The organism is Novosphingobium sp., assembly GCF_024642085.1.
GTDB lineage: Bacteria > Pseudomonadota > Alphaproteobacteria > Sphingomonadales > Sphingomonadaceae > Novosphingobium.
Genome location: NZ_JAHEBV010000003.1, coordinates 38,139 through 57,610 on the forward strand (window position 1 = coordinate 38,139; position 19,472 = coordinate 57,610).

Below are 19,472 nucleotides of genomic sequence, written 5' to 3' on the forward strand. Positions count from 1 at the left end.
ATCAGCGTCCGGCGAATTGCGGAGCGCGTTTGCCGGTCACCGCAGTAAGCCCCTCACGGAAATCCTCGCTTCCCAAAAGGAGCGCCTGATTGGACAGGTTTGCTTGCCACTCCGCCTCCATCGAACTCTCAAGGCCGCGTTGGAGCGATTGTTTGACCGTGGCGTAAGCCATTGGCGGCAAAGCGGTGAGCTCGCGGGCAAATTCCAGACCGCGCACGGGCAGCTGGTCCGGCGCAACCAGTTCGCTGACCAGTCCGATCCGCAGCGCTTCTTCGCCGCCAACCTGCTTGCCGAGCATGCACATTTCCATGGCCCGGCCCATCCCGATGATCCGCGGCAACAGGAACACCCCGCCCAAGGGTGGCATGATACCCAACTTGATCCAGCTCTCCTGAAATCGGACATTGTCGGCCGCAATGCGGAAATCGCAGGCCAGCGCCAGTTCGCAGCCGACGGTAACCGCCGCGCCCTGGACCAGCGCCAGTGTTGGCTTGGCGCAACGATAGATCGCCTTGGCCGCACCTTGAAAGTTGGCATAGACGGTGCCTTTAATCTCGCTCGCGGGCATCGCGGTGATGTCTTTGAGAAAGCCGAAATCGGCCCCGACCGAGAAATGCTTGCCTTCGGCACTGAGCACAATCGCACGAACTTCGTTGTCACTCGAGAGTTCGGTGAAGGCATCGCGGATTTCGCCGAGCATCGCCGGCGACGACGCATTCCCGATATCAGCACGTGCAACGACAACGAGCGCCACGCCGTTTGCGGCGCGGTCGATCCGGACGTGCTGCGCCATTATTCCTGCTCGCTCTTTTTCTTTTCGCGCCAGATCATCGCGGTAGCCTGGGTCGACAGGCCCATATTGAGCGCCTCGGCATCGAACTGCGCTTCGAACGCCCAGTCCTCGGCATTGTTGAGGTTCTGCTTCATGTAGCGGAAGCCCATGCGCGGCCCGTCGGCCAGCCGGTGTGCAGCCTTGAGCGTTTCGTCGCGGAGCTGATCATCATCGAACAGGCGCGTGTAGAGCCCCTTGGCAAAGGCTTCCTCACCGCTCAGCTTTTCGCCGAGCAGGAACAGTTCGCGCGCCACGCCAGTACCGACGATCCTTGACCAGAACCAGGTCGAGCCGAAATCGCCGCCTGCGCCAATTCTGTCGAATGCCGTAAGGAAACTGGCGGACCGACCAGCGAAGCGCAGATCGCAGGCTCCGGCGATGCCGATCCCCGCCCCGGCTACCGGGCCGTTGATCATTGCGATCGTCGGCTTGGCCATCTCATGGAGCAGGCGCGAGGTTTCCATGAACCCGCGCAGCCTGACGAAACTCTGCTCGCTGCGGCTGCCCGAATCCGGGTTGGCCGCAACAATCGCCTTGTCTGCGCCGCCTTCCTTGAGATCGCCACCGGCGCAGAACCCCCGTCCTGCCCCCGTCACCACCACGCAGCCGACCGACGCATCGCGCGCCGCGTCGGCGCAGGCATCGGCCAAAGGCGCCATGATCGAGCCGGTGAGCGCATTGAGCCGGTCCGGCCGGTTGAGGGTGATGATCCTGACACCACCCTCGTTTTCGATGATGACTTCTTCGCTCACTTGCCGCCCAGCTCCCAATGCCGCGCCATCATCTGCGCCGCCTTCAGGGCGAGGTCACGCGGAACTTCGCGGTGCATCGGCAGCGGGTTGTCCTTCGACGGCAAGGCGATCGTAGCAGTCGCGCGGACCGATTCCTCACCGCGCTGATTGACGAATTTGACCGCAACATCGACCAGATTCTGCCCATCTTCCTGGCGCTTGGTCAGCACTTCGCCGGTCACCATCTGGACATCGCCCATGTAGTTGAACTTGCGGATTTCGTCATGGACATGGAGAATGATCGCATCGTCGCCGCACCAGTCGCTGAGGTACTGGTAGAGATAGTTCTCGCGCATGACCCCGTAATCGTAAGCCATCGGGTTGCCGATCGCCTGGGCCCACTTGGGATCCCAGTGCAGACGCTGCGCCACATCGGGCACGCCCTGTTCGTTCTTGACGTAGAACGGTGCGATGCGCTTGCGGTTCTTGTGCGCGAGCCGGTTGGCGGTCGGCGCGTAAGGCACGAAACCGTACCCGCCGGCGTGAAACACGATCACGTCGGTCACGGTCAGTGGTCCCTTGGCTTGCTGGCCCAGACTGTCACCCTTCTCGACATCTTCAAACCAGCGCTTCGCCGCGCCCTGAACCTTCTCGTTCGCATAGACTTCTTCGATCTTGGCGAACTCTTCGTCGTCATAATGCGCTGGTGGGATCGAGAGGTTCTTGCCTTTCTTGGCGGCAGTCTTGCGCTCGGTCAGCACGCTCAGGATGCGGTAGACAGCGACCACTTCACCGCGCTGGTTGACCTTGACGTCGCGGCGAACCTTGATCACCGATTTGCCGGCGAATTCGGAAGCTTTCACTTCGCAGGTTTCATCGCCATTGAAGCTGTAGATTGTGTCACCAGGACGGACCGGGCGGTAAAAATCCCACTGCGAGCCGGACACGAATACGTGAATCCCGCGGAACAGGCTCTTGCGCAGCGCCTTGATTTCGTCCGGCACCGGATCGCCCAGCATCGGCTTGTTGATCATGCCAACGAACATCCCCGGCGCGATCATCCCGCCCCACCTCGTCTTGCGGGCATAGTCGGGATCGCAGTACAGCGGGTTGTCGTCACCGCAGCCGTGCGCGAAATTGCGGATATTGTCCTCAGTCGCCGTCTGGATGTACTCGCGAGTCTTGGCCGCCTGGTCGAATCCCAACAGCGCGCGTTGACGTTCGATATCCTCATCGGTGATCGAATAATCGACCGCTTTCTGCCATTCGTCGCTTGCAAGAATATCCGTTTTCGCTGCCTCTGCCTGATCAGCCATCGATTCTCTCCTTGATCCGAGTTGTATAACTAGGTAATACACGGGGATGATAGAAGCAAGTGGGGACGTTCGGGTGAGGGTCAAGCGGATCAGTGACGCGCTCAAGCTGCGCGCCGAGCACCAGCGCGATGAAATTGCGCACGACGGAATCAACCGGAAAATCACTTACGCAGAATGGGACCGCGAAGCCGACGAAGTTGGCGGCGGCCTTGCTGCAGCCGGTCTCCAGCCGGGTGACCGCGTATTCCTGCCGATCAGCAACGCTCACGCTGCCGAAATGGCGATCGCAGTGTTCGCAGTGTTTCGCGCCGGCGGCATTGCCTGCCCGATCAACACGCGGCTGAGTCCCAAGGAAATCGAAGATTTTGCCGCGCTGACCACGCCGAAGTGGTGCATCACCGATGTGCCTGATGTGATTGCCCCGCTCAAGCTTGAGGGCTGCTGGTCGGTCGACGCCATGCCGCATGATCTTGCTGCACTGCCCGATCAGGACAGCCTCGATCCCACCGCAGACGCCGAAATCCTTGGAACCAGCGGAACCACAGGCAAGATCAAGGGCGTCGTCGTATCACACCCCGATCTGATGACCGGCGTCACTGGCACAAACATGGATCGCTCGCGCTCGACGCTCAGCGCCTTGCCTCTGACCGGATCGGGCGGAAACCTGGGGATCGTGATGCTGCCCGCACGCGGCGGAGCGACTGCGATTACCCAGCCCAAGTTCGATCCCAAGGGCTTCCTTGAGCTCGTCAAGGATCGGCGCCCCAATCTCGTTTACCTGGTGCCAACGATGCTTCGGTTGGTGCTCGATCACCCCGATGTCGGCGATTACGATTTCGCCGGGGTAAAGTACCTTATGACCGGCACTGCGCCGCTACCGCACGATTCGGTAAAACGTGCCGCTGCGCTATGGCCGCACCTTCGCATTCGCAACAGTTACGGCATGTCCGAAGGCGGGATCGGGCTCGGCACCACCAGCCAAGAACAGGTGTTGAAGCCTGGCTGCGTTGGCAAGCTGCCGCCGCACATGGAACTGCGCGACGAAGCTGGAGTGAAGATCAACCGGGCCGGCGTGGTCGGTGAGATTTACGGCTTCCAGAAACACCCGCGCCGCTATTGGAACGATCCCGAAGCCAGTGCCGCGAGCTTTGCTGGAGGCTGGACCAAGACCGGTGATCTTGGCTACGTCGACGAAGACGGCGATCTGATCATGGCCGGCCGCTCGAAGGAGCTGATCATCCGCGGCGGGTACAATATCACCCCGCTCGAGATCGAGACCGCACTGCATCTGCATCCAGCAGTCCAGCAGGCGGCGGTTGTTGGCGTGCCTCACGAGGTGCTGGGCGAGGACATTGCCGCCGCTGTCTCGCTGCGTCCGGGCAAGACTGCCACGCCGGACGAAATCCTGGCGTTCTGCCGCGAGCACGTGGCAGACAACAAAGTTCCGCGGACCCTGCTGATCCTAAACGAATTGCCGCTTAATCCAAACGGCAAGGTTCTGAAAAAGGAACTCGCTGAGCCGCTTGCCAAGGCTGCGGCCGAGCGGCGCCGCGCGGCCTGAACAGGCTCGCGCTTCGATCAAGCGCGACTACATCAAACCAAGCACAGGATGCGGGATGTAAGGCGCCTCAAGTGCTCCCGTTTCCTCAGGTGATAGCGTTACCGTCATTGCAGCCAGCGCATCGTCAAGTTGTGCGAGTTTGCTGACCCCCACAATCGGTGACGTTACACCCTCCTTACCCAGCACCCAAGCCAACGCGACCTGCGCCATCGGAAGCCCGCGGGCAGACGCTGTCGCAGAAAGGGTATCGACAACCAGCCGATCGCTTTCTTCGGTTCTCGAATATAGCAACTGGCCAAAGCGATCACCTTGCGAGCGGGTCGTCGTCTCACCCCATGGCCGGGTCAGCCGCCCGCGCGCCAGCGGGCTCCAAGGAATTACGCCGATCCCCTCCTCCAGGCACTGCGGAAGCATCTCCCGCTCTTCCTCACGGTAAAGTAGGTTCAGATGGTTCTGCATCGACACAAACTTGGTCCAGCCGTTCCGCTCGGACAGCATCAACGCCTTCTGGAATTGCCAACCATGCATCGAGCTGGCGCCGATGTAGCGGGCCTTGCCGACGCGAACTATATCATTCAGCGCTTCGAGTGTTTCCTCAATCGGCGTCTCTGGATCCCAGCGATGTATTTGGTAAAGGTCAATGTAGTCGGTGCCCAAACGGCGCAAGCTGTCGTCGACCGCCTGCATCAGTGCCTTGCGCGACAGGCCGCCCTGATTGGGTCCCTTGCCCCAGCGTCCCCAGGCCTTGGTAGCAATGACCACCTCGTCACGCCGCGCATGATCCTTCAACGCCCGACCGGTAATTTCTTCCGAAACCCCATCGGCATAGATGTTGGCGGTATCGAAGAAATTGATCCCTGCCTCGAGCGCGCGCCGAATGATCGGCCGACTCGCCGCTTCGTCGAGGACCCAAGGATGTGCGCCTTTGCCCGGTTCGCCAAAGCTCATGCAGCCAAGGCACAGCCGCGAAACTGAGAGACCCGATTTACCTAGCCGCCGATATTCCATGGTCATTTCAGTTGCTCAAACGGGACATCTTTGTCCATCCGCACTTCGCCCGGCATGCCCAGCACGCGCTCGGCGATCTGGTTGCGCAGCACTTCATCGGCTCCGCCAGCAATGCGCATAACGGTCGAATAGATATAGTCGTATTGCAGGTCGGGCGTGAAGGTATCGCCAGCTTCCGGCGCGATGGCATCGAGCCCGCGGAGCTCCATACCGAGCCCACTAACCTTCTGATAGCGCGAGGCATAGGCCAGCTTAACCATCCCGGCGAGCGCCCCCGGGTTCTCGCCCTTGGAGACCATTGTGCGCAACCGCGCCTGGAAGAAGCGCTCGCCCTGTTCCTCGGCCAGGGCTTCGGCCAGCTGCTGCCGCACGGCGCGATCATCGAGCATGGTACCGCCATGCGCGGCGGGCGTTTTGGCCGCATAGTCGAGCAGAGGCTCGACCCCGCTGCGATGTGCGCCCGATCCAAGCCGTTCGCCCATCAGTACTGTCATGCAGCAGGCCCAGCCTTCACCGACCGCCCCGATCCGGTTGGCATCGGGAATGCGCACATCGGTGAGGAAGGTCTCGTTGAATTCGCTCGCGCCCGAAATTTGCCGGATGGGCCGCGTTTCGATGCCGGGCGTCTTCATGTCGACGACGAAGAAAGTCAGGCCCTTGTGCTTGGGCACGCTCGCGTCAGTGCGCACGACGAGGATTCCCCAATCGGTGAGATGTGCCCAGCTCGACCAGACTTTCTGGCCGTTGACGATCCAGTCGCCTGAACCGTCATCAGTCCGCACCGCCTTGGTCCGCAGCGCCGCGAGGTCCGAACCCGCAGCCGGTTCGGAGAAAAGCTGGCACCAAGTCAGATCGCCCTTGAGCGTCGGTTCGACATAGAGCGCGCGTTGCTCGTCATTGCCGTGTTTGGCGATCACCGGCAGCGCCATGCCGGTGCCGATCGAGGTGAACGGCCCTTTTGGAAGATGGTAGCGGCCCTCCTCTTCGGAGAAGACGACCGCTTCGGCGCCCGATAGCCCGCGCCCGCCCAGTGCCTTGGAGAAAGTAAGCCCGGACCAGCCGCCTTCGTAAAGCTCGCGCATCCAGGCCCGGCCACGCGCCGCCTCTTCAGTATCGGGGATTGTGACGCCTGGTTGTAATTCATGCGCCGGTGCGTGCGCAGCCAGCCACGTCCTCGCTTCGACGCGGAATGCGGCTTCCTGCGGAGTATCGTTGAAGTCCATGTCAGGCTGCCTTTCCTTGGGTGCCGGGCTGTGCATTGAGCAAGCGGTCGGCCCAGAAACCACGGTTGCCGAGGATAACGGCAAGCATCCGTTCGCGGCGATAATAGAAGTGGCAATTGGCCTCGAAAGTGTAGCCAATGCCGCCATGAACCTGGAGGTTTTCGCGCGCGGCATTTTCGAACGCCTTGATCGCGCTGAGCCGCGCCGCAGCTGCAGCTCCAGGCAGATCGTCGACCGACGCGCCTGCAGCCCAGCCCCCATAATATGCGTTGCTTTTGGCCAGTTCGATACCCACCGCGACGTCGGCAAGCTTGTGTTTGATCGCTTGGTAACTGGCGAGCGAACGGCCGAACATCTGCCGCTCCATCACATAGTCGCGGCCCATCTGCAGACACGCCTCGCCGCCGCCGACCGCCTCGAACGCTGCCTGAACTGCGGCACGATCGAGCAAAGTCGAGATCTGGCCAGTGCCCGGCAGCAGTTCGGCTTGCGCCGCGTTGAAATCCAGCCGGTAATGCGGTCGCAACTGGTCGAAACTTTCAAGCTTCGTGCGCTCGACACCGGCTTGCTCGAGCATGACCAGCACCAGACTGGCCCCCGCTTGAACAATTGCAATCTGGGCGATTCCGGCATCCGCCACCGGTGACTTGGTGCCTTTCAGTGCACCGCCAGAAAACTCGACCTTCTGCCCCAGTATCGGCCCCGGCCCTTCGGCGCTGGCAAAGCAGGCCACAACTTCGCCGCTCACCAGCTTGGGCAGCCACTCGGTCTTCTGTGCCTCGCTCCCGGCCAGCCGGATCGCGTCAGCGGCAAGAATGATCGACGAAAAGAACGGCACGGAAGCATTGACCCGGCCAAGCTCCTGCGAAATGACGCCGAGATCGAGCTCGGACAGGCCGAGCCCGCCAAATTGCTCGGGCACGTTGGCACCAAGAAAGCCCATCTCACCCAGCTCGCGCCACAGCGGCTCGTCCCACTCGGCGCCGCTGTCGATCAGTTTGCGCAAATGATCGAACGGCGTCCGTTCGGCTAACAATCCGCGCGCTTGTTCGGCCAGCATTTTCTGTTCATCTGAGAGGTCGAAATCCATCGGTTCAATCCACTGCTTCGTCGTACCAGGTCGTGGCCAATGCGCCCATCGCTTCGGCCATTACAAAAGTTTCGCGCACCATGCGGTTGTGGCACAGCTGCAGCGCTCCTGCGAAATCGATCGCATCGGCAGCGATGGCTTCGGCCAAGGCCGCTCTGGCACCAGCAAGATCATCGGGCGCAGTCCGCATCACAGCTTTGATTTCATCCAGCTCAGTGGCATCGAAATCCTTGCCGTGGCTGGCCCGCCTACGCCAGAATTTGACCAGCCGGGCCAGATCCTTGGCCTGCGCTGCAGTGAGCTGATCGGTTGCCAAGGGAACGATCGAGCTTTTGAGATCGTCCAGGGCCGCAGCAAACGTGCGATCAGTCCAATCGGCATCGCATTCCGGCAGGATCGGATCGGCCAGAGCTATTCCGGCAAGCTCAGCCAGCGCGCGAACCATGACCCGCCTATGCATCGTGCCGAACATCAGCGCCGTACCGCTGGCGCCAAGACGCGATCCGGGCGCACTGGCCAGAGCTGCGCTTGATACCGAGAACGAGAGTTGAAAATAGAGCCGGTGGAATTTGACCCGCGCCACATCGACTATTCGTCCAGTGGCGGCTTCGTAAGAGGCGAAGATGTCGCGGATCGGCACAAATGGCTGGATCAGGCTGCGAACCCAGATCTGGGCCAGATCTTCGGCTGGATCGCCCAGGTGGGTGAGCTCCCAGTCGACCAGAGCCGCAATTCGGTCATCGGCAAAAATGAAATTGCCCGGACCGGCATCGCCGTGCAGCACAGCCGCTGGCCCGATATCCTGAGGAATGTTGCGCGACAGCCATAGCAGCGCGAGCTGCAAAATCGGGTCGGGGCCCGATGCCAGGTTTTGGCGCGTCCAGTTCGCCAGATTAGCGCGGATGCGCTGCGCCGGCGCTTCGTTCGCATCGCCCAATACTGCAAATTCAGGCAAGCGGGCATCAAGTGAATGTAGCGCTGCGAGCTGCTCGACAAATTCACGGGCCAGGCCGGCCTTGTCTCCGGCCTGCGCGAAGCGGTCGTTCCCGGCAACGAATTGGCTGAGCAGCGCAAGGTGCGAGGGGTAAGCACCGATCAGCCCCGCAACTTTCACTCCGGCGCTGCGCAACGGCCCTGAAAGCGCGGCGAGGATGGCAGCTTCGCGCCTGAAGTAATCGAGCCGGGCGGGTTCGCCAGCGCGCGCATCCCAGGCCAGATAACAACGCCGTTCGGTTCCGCTCGGCGCCCGCAGGGTCACTTCGGCGCCCTGCCGAGATGCGCCACCCCCGCCGCGCGCACGTTCGGCAGCAATGACACAGCCCGTGTCTTGCTCTACCTCGTCGCGCAAAGCAGCAGGGATTGCGCTTGCCATTGATCCTCTCAGTTATATAACTAGGTCACATAAGCCCATACACACTTCGCCGGGAAGAGAGTCAAGCATGAGCTACGAAACCATCTTGTTCGACGTCGCCGATCACATCGCGACGATCACGATCAACCGGCCCGAAGCGATGAACAGCTTCAACCGGCAGATGATGGATGAATTTGCCCAGGCCTGGCACGAAATTTCATGGAACGACGACATCCACGTGGTTGTCCTGCGCGCCTCGCCAGGCCGCGCGTTTTGCACCGGGGTGGATGTCAAGGGACCGGCTGCGGGTGGCGACCAGCGACCAGCGGTGGATCTCAATAACGTCTGGCATTGCGAAGACCCGGGCGACATGCTTGGCCCGAAATCGCAAAAATGCTGGAAACCGATGATTGCGGCAGTCCACGGCATGGCGGCTGGCGGCGCATTCTATTGGCTCAACGAAGCCGACATCATCATCGCGTCGGATGACGCGACATTTTTCGATCCCCACGTCACTTACGGGATGACCTCGGCGCTCGAGCCGATCGGGATGACCTATAAAATGCCGCTCGCCGACGTGCTGCGCATGATCTTGCTCGGCAACGACGAGCGGATGAGCGCAGAATACGCCAAGTCGATCGGCCTGGTCAGCGAAGTCGTCTCGCTCGACAGCCTGTGGGGGCGAGCGCACGAACTGGCGTTGCAGATCGCGGCCAAGCCTCCTGCCGCCATTCAGGGCAGCATCAAGGCGATCTGGACCAGTCTTGATCTGCCGCGCTCAGTTGCGCTGGCAAACGGCCTCAAATACCCGCAGATCGGCAATCCGGTCGGCGTGCCGCAGGTCGACCGCGCCGCATTGATGGCCGACAAGGCCAAGAAGTACACCTTGCGTTGATCGACCGCCGATGACTCACCCGCGCCTTCACGCCGCATCAGATCCGGCCAAACCTGCTGTCGTGATGAGCGATGGCTCGCCCGGTTTGACCTATGGCGAGCTTGAGGAGCGAGCCAACCGCGGGGCACAGTTGCTGCGTTCGCTGGGCATTGCCAAAGGCGACACGATTGCCTTTTGGCTACCCAACTGCCGCGAGGTGTTCGAGGTCTATTGGGCTGGTCAGCGCGCCGGGATTTATATCACGCCGATTGCCACGGGGCTGACCGCTGCAGAAGCGGATTACATCGTCGAGAACTCCGGCAGCCGCCTGGTGGTTGCGTCGCCCGAAATTCCTGGCTTCGCCGCTCTGTCCCGCCGGGTTGGCGTAAAAGTGCTGACCATTGACGAGTGGCACGCCGCGCTCGCCAGCCAGCCCGCAACCCCAATCCGCGACGAAGCGCCGGGTTTCCATATGGTCTATTCGAGCGGAACCACTGGGCGCCCCAAGGGCATTCGCTTGCCACTGCCAGATGGTGATGTCACCGCCAGCCACATGCTCGCCGAATTTGCTGCGAGTGCGTACGGCACCGGGCCGCAGACCGTCTATCTGTCGCCTGCACCGCTCTATCATACCGCACCGCTGGCCTATACCACCAGCGTCCACCGCCTCGGCGGAACAGTGGTGGTAATGCGCAAATTCGAGCCCGAGGCGACGCTGGCAGCGATCGAGAAATTCCGCGTGACCATGGTCCAGATGGTCCCGACAATGTTCGTGCGGCTGTTGAAACTGCCTGCTGAGGTGCGCGCTCGTTTCGATCTGTCTTCGCTCAAGATCGTGGTTCATGCGGCAGCCCCCTGCCCGGTCGAAATTAAGCACGCGATGTTCGACTGGCTCGGCCCGATCATCCACGAATATTACGGTGGCTCGGAAGGCAACGGCTCCACCCGGATCGGGCCGGAAGAGTGGCTGCGCAAGCCTGGCTCGGTCGGCAAGGCGAGCTGGGGCGTGGTGCATATCTGCGACGACGCCGGCAACGAGGTTCCCGCGGGCGAGCAGGGTACCGTCTATTTCGAGGGCGGGTGGGATTTCAAATATCTTGGCGACGAAGCCAAGACCCGGGATGCCCGCAACCCGCTCCATCCCGCTTGGTCGACCTTGGGCGATGTCGGCTATCTCGACGCCGACGGCTATCTCTTCCTGACCGACCGCAAGAGTTACATGATCATCTCGGGCGGGGTGAACATCTATCCGCAGGAAGTCGAAAATCTGCTGATCACGCATCCCCGGGTGGCGGATGCCGCAGTTATCGGCGTACCCAACGCCGACTTCGGCGAAGAGGTCAAAGCGGTTGTGCAGCCGCTCGATCCTGCCGACGCCACTGATGAGTTCGCGGATGTGCTGATCGCGTTCTGCAAGGAAAGTCTGAGTTCGGTAAAATGCCCGCGCTCGGTCGATTTCGATCCTGCCTTGCCCCGGCTCGACAACGGCAAGCTATACAAACGCCTGATCAAGGATCGCTACTGGAAGTCCTGATGTGGGCAAAAGTCCATGCCTGGACCCGGCACAGCAGCACATTCCAGCGCACCATTCGAAGGAACCTTAAGATGCGCAATTTCACCTCCGAACAGATCATGTTCCGCGATGCCTATCGCAAATTCCTCGAGGCCGAGATCGCGCCCCATATGGAGGGCTGGCGCGAGGCTGGGATAGTTGATCGCGATGCCTTCAAGAAAGCCGGCGATATGGGCTTCCTGATGATCTGGCCCGATGAAAAATACGGCGGCATGGGCGACAACGATTTTCGCTATGAGCAGATCATCATCGAAGAGACCTTCAGGGTGGACTGCAAGCAGTGGTACAACACCCTCCACAGCCGTCTTGTCGGACCCTATTTCCAGCGCTTTGGTTCTGAGGAACAGCGCCAGCGCTTCCTGCCGAAATGCGTCAGCGGCGAAACAATTCTGGCCATCGCCATGACTGAACCCGGCGCGGGATCGGACCTTGCGGGCATGCGCAGCACTGCGCAGGACATCGGCGATCACTGGCTGCTCAATGGCTCCAAAACCTACATCTCGAACGGCATCAACGCCGATGTTGTGATCGTTGCTGCTAAGGTGGCAGGGGCCGCCAAAAAACACGAAATGGTGCTGCTGATCCTCGAACGCGGGATGGAAGGGTTCGAACGCGGCCGCAATCTCAAGAAGATGGGCCTCCCCGCACAAGACACGGCCGAATTGTTTTTCAGCAACGTGAAAGTCCCCAAAGCCAACCAGCTGGGCGAGGCTGGCAAAGGATTTTACTACCTTATGGAGGGCCTGGCTGAAGAACGGCTGATCGGCGCTGTGGGCAGCGCGGCCCACGCCCGCAAAGCGTTCGACATAACCCGCGATTATGTAATGCAGCGCCAGATCTTCGGCGCGCCTTTGGCCGATCAGCAGAACACCCAGTTCCGCATGGCCGAGCTCGATGCCGAGATTGAGATGGTCCAAGTATATGTCGATCATTGCATTGCCGAGCACAACTTCGGGCGCCTCACCGGTAATATGGGGGCAAAGGCCAAGATGATGGCCAGCGAAGTCGAATGGAAGATGATGGACCAAGGTGTCCAGCTTCACGGCGGGGCAGGCTTCATGGACGAATATCCGATCAGCCGCATGTTCACGGACTCGCGCATCAACCGCATTCTCGCCGGATCGAGCGAGGTCATGCGCCTGATAATCGGGCGCGATGTGTTCTCGCAGAAGTATCAGAGTCTGTTCGATTGACCGGTACCCTAACTCTTTCGAGCCAGTCCCCGCAGGAGTGCCACCACAATAATTGGACCCAAGCGGTCGGACATGGACATTGCCAACCCACCCTTCCCGTTCTCGGCCATGACCGGATTAGCTAACAGGCACGAATCCGCTCCGCGGGAGGGTAGCCTGGATGCGGGTTAGCATAATTCTCATAGGTTTTGGGCTGGGAGTGGCCGCCGTCTGACGATGCAAGTCCCTTCAACGAGAGGAACTTGCCATAGCTACCACTTCATCCATTCCGATCAGCCCGCTGCGCCAGCGCGTGCAGCACAACATGATGATGCACGGACTCACGCCCCGCACGCAGCACCAGTATGTGCGCAACGTCCAGCGCTTTGCCGCCTTCCTCAAGCGCCCGCCCGGTACCGCTACGTCGGAGGATCTGCGCAACTTCCAGATTCACCAGCACGAAGCGGGATCCAGCGTGCCGACCGTTAACGGCACGGTCTCGGCGCTGCGTTCCTTGTACACCGTGACGCTGCGGCGGCAGGACCTGGCGCGCGGCCTTGTCGCAACGCGACGCCCGCACCCGGTGCGTGAGGTGCTAAGCGTCGAGGATGCTGGCGTCGAAGATATAGCTCATAAGTTGGCTTGATCAAACATCCATTGATCGATTTCGCTGGAGCTTCCCGTAGTCGAACCGGCAGTACCGTTATGCCATGTCAGAGGAAGGCGGGGTGCTTTCGAATTTCCACGTCCTCATCGAGGACTCGCACTTCATCAAATGCCCTCACAATCCATTGGACTTCGCCGCCGCGGCAAGCATTGGTGCGCCTAGCAAATCGCGGCCCGCAGCACCGGCCGCCACCCTGACCGACACGATCGGCAGGGCCTTGGGTGGTGAAAGCAGCGATGGTCGCAGCTCTCACCCAAGGAGAACCACCCATGCCCCGCAAGATGGCCCGCGAGCCCAAAACCGCCACTGCCCAGACTGACCCTCCCGCCGCTACGACTACCCCTTCGATGCGCCCGGAGAAGAACACGAAGATCGCGCTGGTCCGCACCCTGCTCGGGCGCGACGAGGGTGCCACCCTGGCAGAGCTGACCAGCGCCACCGGCTGGCTCACCCACACCGCCCGCGCTGCGCTGACCGGTCTCAAGAAGAAGGGCGCGGTGCTCGAGAAGAGCAAGCGCGGTGAGGCGACCTGCTACCGCATCGCGGATGCCGGCCAGTGAGCCGCGAGTCCCTCGAGGCCGATCTGTCTGCGCTGGCCGATGCCTCGCCGGCGCAGCTGCGCAAACAGTGGCATCGCCTGCTGGCGCGGGCGTATGATGATGGGGGTATATCAGGCGGCACGCTCGAGCGCCCTGCCCTCCAATGCCTGCTCGCCGATACCCTCGCCGCCGAGCATGGCTGCGACGTCAGGGAGTATTGAGACATGAACGACAAGCCCATGCCCGCATTGCGAAACTTCTCGGCGGGACTGATTGTCTTGGCCGAGGTCGGGCCGGATCGAATGACGGTGACGCAGGGAGCGTTCTTCCTTATCGCAGGGCTGGCTGATCAGGCCGGTCGCCCCGCCACGTTCTCGGAGATACGCGAGACGCTTGGGGACGTGCTGAACAAGTCGCTCCATACCACCTACAAGGTCTTCCTCGAAGAAGGCCGCAACCGCGAAGGCAAGCGAGAACCCGGCCTAGGCTGGCTGTCCCGTGAGACCGACGCCGCCGACAACCGGCGAAAATACCTGCGGCTCACCAACCGGGGGCGGCAGATCATGGCAGAAGTCGCCAGCGCCCTAGCCGCTGCGCACTGAACGCCGCGCACTGTCAGAAAGGACAGGACATGAAGCTCAAGACCAAGCCTAACGGCATCTACTACATCGACACCGAGGTTCCCGGCGAGGATGGACAGCTGCGCCGCGCCCGCATCAGTCTCGACACTCGCGACCACGCAGCTGCCGAAGCGCAGCGCCGTGATTGGCTGGCCGGTGTCCACGCCAAGCACCCTTCTCGCGCCACCGTCGCGGCCAAAGGTCGCAGCAAGAGTTCCACAAGCCCGACGGCTCCCCAAGGCATGACGATGGCCAAGCTGCTGGATATGTGCCACAGCGACCGGCGTTGCTGGGCCGACGCCAAAAGCCAAGCCACCATACGCAGCAACGTCAAGCTGCTGACGGCGCGCATCGATGACGAGCTGGTGATCGCCATGACGCACAAGCGGCTCTGCCAGCTGGTCGATGAAATGATCGACGAGGGCTATGCGCCGGGAGCGGTGAAGCGCAAGATGGATATGGTCAGCAAGGCGCTGCGCATGGCCTCTGACGTCTACGAAGACGACAAGGGAGCGCCGCTCATCCCAGCCAAGCCGAAGATGCCAGCGATCACCATCCGCAACACCAAGGACCGCGTCCTATCCCACGCGGAAGAGGGCTTGGTCTTCGCCGCGATTGAGAAGCGCGAGGCAATCGAGCCGTCCCGCCAGTGGCGCAGGTTCGGCATGTTCGTCCGCGTCTTGCTGGACACCGCCTTCCGCCGCAGCGAAGGGCTTATGCTCGGACCTGACAGTGTCACCACCATCATGCACGGCGATCAGGCCCACACGGTTCTCATGCTGCCGATTTACTCCACCAAGAACGACAAACCCCGCATCGTCCCCGCGACGGCAGCGGTAGCCGCCCTGATCCCCGCGCTAGACGCCCAGGCCGTAACCGACCAGCGCACCGGCAAGCGCCGTTGGTTCCCGATGGACGCCTCGGCTTGGTATATGTGGTCTAACATTCGGGACGACGTGAAGGCGCTGGGCGGTGACATAAGTGACGTAGGGTTACACACCTTGCGCCACACCTGCCTGACCCGCCTCGCCAAGGGCGGCATGGAACTACAGCGGCTGTCGATGTTTGCCGGTCACAGCAGCGTCACCATCACCGCCGAACGGTACAGCCACCTCGACGCGGCGGACCTGCTAGGCGCGGTGGCGATCCTTGGCACACCTCCCGCCGTTACCGGTAATTTAGTCGGGCATCCCGAACTAAGCGCCAAGGGCAACTATCAGTCTTCCAGCGGTAACCGTGCCAACCTTGGCACAGTGACGGTACAATAAATGGCTGATTTCTGCGGTGCGGCTGGCGGAGAGGGTGGGATTCGAACCCACGGTACGGTTTCCCGTACACCGCATTTCGAGTGCGGCGCATTCGACCTCTCTGCCACCTCTCCGCGAGATCGCCGCTGAGCGGACGCGGGGCCCGTTCGGTCGAAGAAGCGGGCGGTTAGCCGATGGTGATGGCCTTGCCAAGCCCCCGCCTGGGCTTTTTAGGGGATGATCCGGCACTTGCCGTTGTTTCGCAGTCGCACAACGCCTATATCTGCAGGCATGGATCGCGCTACCTTCTTTTCACCACAAGCCGGACGCACCATTGATGCTCCGCTTAAGATGCGTGCGCGGTTCGGGATTGGCGACGTCGTGCGGCATAAGATCTTCGATTTCCGCGGTGTCGTGTTCGATATTGATCCGGTCTTTGCCAACAGCGAAGAATGGTACGAATCAATCCCCGCCGAAGTGCGACCCGACCGTGAACAGCCTTTCTACCATCTGCTCGCCGAAAACGGCGAGAACAGCTATGTCGCCTATGTCAGTCAGCAAAACCTGCTCTCCGACGGCGAGGCGGGTCCGGTTGACCACCCATCGCTCGATGAACTGTTCGAGGATTTCACCAACGGCCGCTATCGCCTGCGCCGTTCAATGACGCACTAGGCGCTAGCTTTTCAGCTTCCAGCCGCTGCGCAGCAGGGCGTAGAGCGCCACGCACAGCACCACATTGAGCACGCCCAGGTAGAGCGCGCCGCTGAACACGGCTCCATTAGTGGCGCCAATATCGCTTTGCCCCAGAAAGCCGAAGCGGAAGCCACTGATTACATAAAAGAACGGGTTCAAGCGGCTGATCGTCTGGAACACGGGGTGCAGGTTACTGATAACGTAGAACGTGCCGGACAACATCGTCAGCGGGGTGATCACGAAATTGGTGATCAGTGCCGCGTGATCAAACTTTTCCGCCCACAACGATGTCACCAGACCAACAACCGATAGCAGGATCGCTCCCATCAGACCAAACCAGGCGATCGCCCAGGGATGGTGGGGGACCAGGCTGACACCGGGCCAGAACAGCATGGCCAGCGTTATCGCGAGACCAACCAGCACCGCGCGCGTTACCGCCGCGCCGATCAGGCCGATCATCAGTTCCAGTTCGGACAGGGGCGGCATCAGGTAGTCGACAATGGTGCCCTGGATCTTGCCCGCCAGGAAATTGAAGCTGGTATTGGCAAAGGCGTTGTTGATCATCCCCATGACGATCAGGCCTGGCGCTATGAAGCTGGCAAAGGGCACACCCAGCACCTGGCGCCCGCCCTGCCCCATGGCGACAGTGAAGATCATCAGGTAGAGCAGCGTCGTCACTGCCGGAGCCCAGATGGTTTGCGTCTGGACCTTGAAAAATCGGCGGACTTCCTTCATATAGAGCGTCCACAGTCCCATCCGGTTGATCCGGTGGATGGTGGGCACTCCCTGAGCCGGGAAATTGCTTCGACCGCTGTTGTTCGCATGCATGGTGGCTTGCGCGCTGGCGGGGGCAGGAAGATGTTGATCGGCCATGCCACGGCGACTATCCGCACGCCGAGGACATGGCAAGATCGCGCAAACTCGACATGCCCCGTTAGACGGGGTCACAAAGGAATTGGACTTCGATGAGCTGGACCGACGAACGGATCGAAAAGCTGACCAAGATGTGGGAAGGCGGTTCCACCGCCAGCCAGATTGCCGACGAACTGGGCGGGGTCAGCCGCAACGCCGTGATCGGCAAGGCGCATCGCCTGGGCCTGAAAGCGCGCCCCAGCCCGGTCAAGCCAAACGACAAGGATAGCGCGGCGGGATCGCCTGCAACCAAACCGGTCAAGGCCGATGCCGCTCCCCGCGCCGCGCCGACCCAGCGCCCCGCTGCGGCCCCGGCTGCGCCGCGCATGGCCCCGGCCGCTCCCGCTTCCGCTTCCGCTTCCGCTTCTCCTGCTACCCCGACCGGTGCGCCGCAGCCGCGAATCGTTTCGGTCGGACCCGGCGGCTTCCTGCGCCAGGGGCCTGGCGATCAGCAGGCTCCAATTCCGCCAGCGCCGCCGCGCCGCCTGGTTCCAGCCAAGCCCAGCGCCGACATAGCCGACAAGACCAGCCTGCTCGATCTGAATGACCGCATCTGCCGGTGGCCGATGGGCCATCCCGGCGAAGCGGACTTCCACTTCTGCGGTGTCGCGGTAAACCCGGGCTTCCCCTACTGCGTCGAGCATTGCGGGCGGGCGTTCCAGGCACAGCTGCCGCGCGGCCATCGCCGGCCGCCGCCTCCGCTGCCCTTTGGCGGACCGCGCGTTCGCTGAGATGCAGCAGCGTTAAACGGCTCGGGCTTGCTCGTGCTCGGTGATGCTGCGCACAGGATTTACTGCGTAGAACGAATACAGCGCCGCGGTCGCGGCGATGTCGCGAAAGGTCATGCCTGCGGCAAAGCCGCTCCGGAATGCGGATGTGACCGGCTTGAAGGCCAAGGCCGTGCGGCGCGCCGCCGCCGACCCGTAAAAAGTCTGCGCGCCGCGCGCGCACGCCGCAACATCGCGCGCGACCGGTGCCTGTTCCTGCCTCAGCACGCTGGCAGCACGTCGCGGGCAGCCGTGGGCAGACAGGATCGCTGCAGCCGCTGCTTGGCCGCTCTTGATCGCATTGTGGATGCCCTCGCCCAAAAGGCGCTCGCAAGTCCCCGCGGCGTCACCTGCAAACAGCACCCGACCAACGCTGGACGCGGCGCCGTGCCCATCGATGCCAAGCGGATGACCAACCACGCCGTCCAGCAGACCAGAACCGGTTGCGGTGCGCGCGTAGCTGTGCAGGGCATCGCGTGACAGGTTGACGTCTTCGTCCTGGGTGTAGAGCCCGATATTGAGGTGATCCCCCTTGGGAAAAATCCAGCCATAACCGCCCTGCACCGCGCCGAAATCGAACGCCAGCTGGCGGCGGTTGGCACCCGGCATCGGCATATGCCCCTCCAGCGCGAACGCACGCTGTACCTTCTTAAGTCCCGTAAGGCGGCGGATCGTGCTGTTTGCGCCGTCAGCTGCAATCACGAACCGGGCGGCTTCGCTTGCGCCGCTGGCAAAACGCAGCACGGCTTGGCTGGGCGATTGATCCACCGCCACGATCCGGTCTGTGCCGCGGTTGGAAAAGACGGCGCCCCGCTCCACAGCGCGGTCCAGGCAAAAGGCGTCAAGCTCGGCCCGCACAGTGGTGACCAGCATCGGCGCCGGCCCGGCGATGTGCTGCACTGTGCCGCCATCGGTACTCAGCGCCATGTCGCGCACCACGCAGCGCACCACCGGCGCAATGGAAAAGCGCAGGGCGTTAAGCGCCTTGATCGTCACCCCGCCCGCACATGGCTTGACCCGGGGAAAATCTGCCCGTTCAACAAGCAGAACGCGCATCCCGCGTAGCACAAGGTCATAGGCGGCAGCACAGCCGGCTTGGCCTGCGCCAACGATCACCGTATCCCATTGTTCGCCGCCTGTAGTGCCCATCCCTGCCCCATTCCTTGCGAAAGACTGTGTGCGCAGCGCGGGCCCGGGTCAACGTTGACGACGCCAGTGGAAACGGCGCAGCCCAAGGCCGGTCTCCTGACAAAAAACGGGGCCACGCTCGCAGCGTGACCCCGGATTTTCTTGACG

20 protein-coding genes and 1 tRNA gene are annotated in these 19,472 nt (G+C 61.9%); 11 read left to right on the forward strand and 10 right to left on the reverse strand.

All coding sequences use genetic code 11. The annotated features are described in order from the left end of the window. Window position 1 precedes the first annotated feature (1 nt). Genes Q0L62_RS01970 through Q0L62_RS01980 form a run of 3 tightly spaced genes read right to left on the reverse strand, consistent with a single transcriptional unit; the run spans window position 2 to window position 2,879 of the window. Entirely contained in the window at window positions 2-793 is a 792-nt protein-coding gene (locus Q0L62_RS01970) for an enoyl-CoA hydratase/isomerase family protein (protein ID WP_296675668.1), read from the reverse strand. Then, window positions 793-1,584 (reverse strand): enoyl-CoA hydratase-related protein, encoded by a 792-nt coding sequence (locus tag Q0L62_RS01975; protein WP_296675671.1) that lies wholly within the window; start codon window positions 1,582-1,584, stop codon window positions 793-795. Before Q0L62_RS01975 ends, Q0L62_RS01970 begins: the two co-directional genes overlap by 1 nt. Then, a complete protein-coding gene (locus tag Q0L62_RS01980) occupies window positions 1,581-2,879 on the reverse strand; it encodes a MaoC family dehydratase N-terminal domain-containing protein (protein ID WP_296675674.1) in 1,299 nt (432 codons plus the stop codon). The genes Q0L62_RS01975 and Q0L62_RS01980 overlap by 4 nt, the downstream gene beginning before the upstream one ends. A 46-nt stretch (window positions 2,880-2,925) precedes the next feature. Between Q0L62_RS01980 and Q0L62_RS01985 the strand changes: the two genes are divergently transcribed. After that, window positions 2,926-4,440, forward strand: a complete 1,515-nt coding sequence (locus Q0L62_RS01985) for a class I adenylate-forming enzyme family protein (RefSeq protein WP_296675677.1) — start codon at window positions 2,926-2,928, stop codon at window positions 4,438-4,440. Window positions 4,441-4,467: 27 nt separating this feature from the next. On the opposite strand, the gene Q0L62_RS01990 is transcribed toward Q0L62_RS01985, so the two are convergent. The 4 genes from Q0L62_RS01990 to Q0L62_RS02005 are packed head-to-tail and all read right to left on the reverse strand — an operon-like array spanning window position 4,468 to window position 9,133. Further along, window positions 4,468-5,448: an aldo/keto reductase gene (locus Q0L62_RS01990; protein ID WP_296675962.1), complete on the reverse strand. Its 981-nt coding sequence runs from the start codon at window positions 5,446-5,448 to the stop codon at window positions 4,468-4,470. A gap of 2 nt (window positions 5,449-5,450) precedes the next feature. Then, window positions 5,451-6,671: an acyl-CoA dehydrogenase family protein gene (locus tag Q0L62_RS01995; RefSeq protein ID WP_296675679.1), complete on the reverse strand. Its 1,221-nt coding sequence runs from the start codon at window positions 6,669-6,671 to the stop codon at window positions 5,451-5,453. Window position 6,672: 1 nt separating this feature from the next. Further along, complete coding sequence (locus Q0L62_RS02000) at window positions 6,673-7,761, reverse strand: acyl-CoA dehydrogenase family protein (RefSeq protein WP_296675682.1); 1,089 nt, start codon at window positions 7,759-7,761, stop codon at window positions 6,673-6,675. A 4-nt stretch (window positions 7,762-7,765) separates the two neighbouring features. Continuing rightward, the gene (locus tag Q0L62_RS02005; protein ID WP_296675685.1) at window positions 7,766-9,133 is read right to left on the reverse strand and encodes a phosphotransferase family protein; all 1,368 of its coding nucleotides are present in this window, start codon (window positions 9,131-9,133) and stop codon (window positions 7,766-7,768) included. Between the two features lie 67 nt (window positions 9,134-9,200). On the opposite strand from Q0L62_RS02005, the gene Q0L62_RS02010 reads away from it, so the two are divergent. The 8 genes from Q0L62_RS02010 (at window position 9,201) to Q0L62_RS02045 (ending at window position 15,825) form a co-directional block, all read left to right on the forward strand. After that, window positions 9,201-10,007, forward strand: a complete 807-nt coding sequence (locus Q0L62_RS02010; RefSeq protein ID WP_296675688.1) for an enoyl-CoA hydratase/isomerase family protein — start codon at window positions 9,201-9,203, stop codon at window positions 10,005-10,007. Between the two features lie 10 nt (window positions 10,008-10,017). Then, window positions 10,018-11,520, forward strand: a complete 1,503-nt coding sequence (locus Q0L62_RS02015; protein ID WP_296675694.1) for an acyl-CoA synthetase — start codon at window positions 10,018-10,020, stop codon at window positions 11,518-11,520. Window positions 11,521-11,591: 71 nt separating this feature from the next. Further along, a complete protein-coding gene (locus Q0L62_RS02020) occupies window positions 11,592-12,752 on the forward strand; it encodes an acyl-CoA dehydrogenase family protein (RefSeq protein ID WP_296675698.1) in 1,161 nt (386 codons plus the stop codon). Window positions 12,753-13,044: 292 nt separating this feature from the next. Further along, entirely contained in the window at window positions 13,045-13,377 is a 333-nt protein-coding gene (locus tag Q0L62_RS02025; RefSeq protein WP_296675701.1) for a phage integrase N-terminal SAM-like domain-containing protein, read from the forward strand. Window positions 13,378-13,667: 290 nt separating this feature from the next. Further along, on the forward strand, window positions 13,668-13,958 hold the full coding sequence (locus Q0L62_RS02030) for a DUF3489 domain-containing protein (protein WP_296675705.1): 291 nt from the start codon (window positions 13,668-13,670) through the stop codon (window positions 13,956-13,958). Then, complete coding sequence (locus Q0L62_RS02035; protein ID WP_296675708.1) at window positions 13,955-14,158, forward strand: hypothetical protein; 204 nt, start codon at window positions 13,955-13,957, stop codon at window positions 14,156-14,158. The genes Q0L62_RS02030 and Q0L62_RS02035 overlap by 4 nt, the downstream gene beginning before the upstream one ends. Before the next feature lie 3 nt (window positions 14,159-14,161). Next, the gene (locus Q0L62_RS02040; protein WP_296675710.1) at window positions 14,162-14,539 is read left to right on the forward strand and encodes a hypothetical protein; all 378 of its coding nucleotides are present in this window, start codon (window positions 14,162-14,164) and stop codon (window positions 14,537-14,539) included. A gap of 29 nt (window positions 14,540-14,568) precedes the next feature. Then, window positions 14,569-15,825, forward strand: a complete 1,257-nt coding sequence (locus Q0L62_RS02045) for a site-specific integrase (protein WP_296675713.1) — start codon at window positions 14,569-14,571, stop codon at window positions 15,823-15,825. Between the two features lie 23 nt (window positions 15,826-15,848). On the opposite strand, the gene Q0L62_RS02050 is transcribed toward Q0L62_RS02045, so the two are convergent. Next, a tRNA-Ser gene (locus Q0L62_RS02050) sits at window positions 15,849-15,938 on the reverse strand. A gap of 157 nt (window positions 15,939-16,095) precedes the next feature. On the opposite strand from Q0L62_RS02050, the gene hspQ reads away from it, so the two are divergent. Further along, window positions 16,096-16,476 carry a heat shock protein HspQ gene (gene hspQ, locus Q0L62_RS02055; RefSeq protein WP_296675715.1) on the forward strand — a complete coding sequence of 127 codons (381 nt, stop codon included), beginning with the start codon at window positions 16,096-16,098 and terminating at the stop codon, window positions 16,474-16,476. A gap of 3 nt (window positions 16,477-16,479) precedes the next feature. On the opposite strand, the gene Q0L62_RS02060 is transcribed toward hspQ, so the two are convergent. Next, window positions 16,480-17,370 carry an ABC transporter permease gene (locus Q0L62_RS02060; RefSeq protein WP_296675718.1) on the reverse strand — a complete coding sequence of 297 codons (891 nt, stop codon included), beginning with the start codon at window positions 17,368-17,370 and terminating at the stop codon, window positions 16,480-16,482. Window positions 17,371-17,462: 92 nt separating this feature from the next. Here Q0L62_RS02060 and Q0L62_RS02065 point away from each other — a divergent pair, with 92 nt between their 5' ends. After that, entirely contained in the window at window positions 17,463-18,140 is a 678-nt protein-coding gene (locus Q0L62_RS02065; RefSeq protein ID WP_296675721.1) for a GcrA family cell cycle regulator, read from the forward strand. 12 nt (window positions 18,141-18,152) lie between these two features. Here Q0L62_RS02065 and Q0L62_RS02070 read toward each other — a convergent pair whose 3' ends face one another. Next, window positions 18,153-19,325 carry an NAD(P)/FAD-dependent oxidoreductase gene (locus Q0L62_RS02070; RefSeq protein ID WP_296675723.1) on the reverse strand — a complete coding sequence of 391 codons (1,173 nt, stop codon included), beginning with the start codon at window positions 19,323-19,325 and terminating at the stop codon, window positions 18,153-18,155. Between the last annotated feature and the right edge of the window lie 147 nt (window positions 19,326-19,472).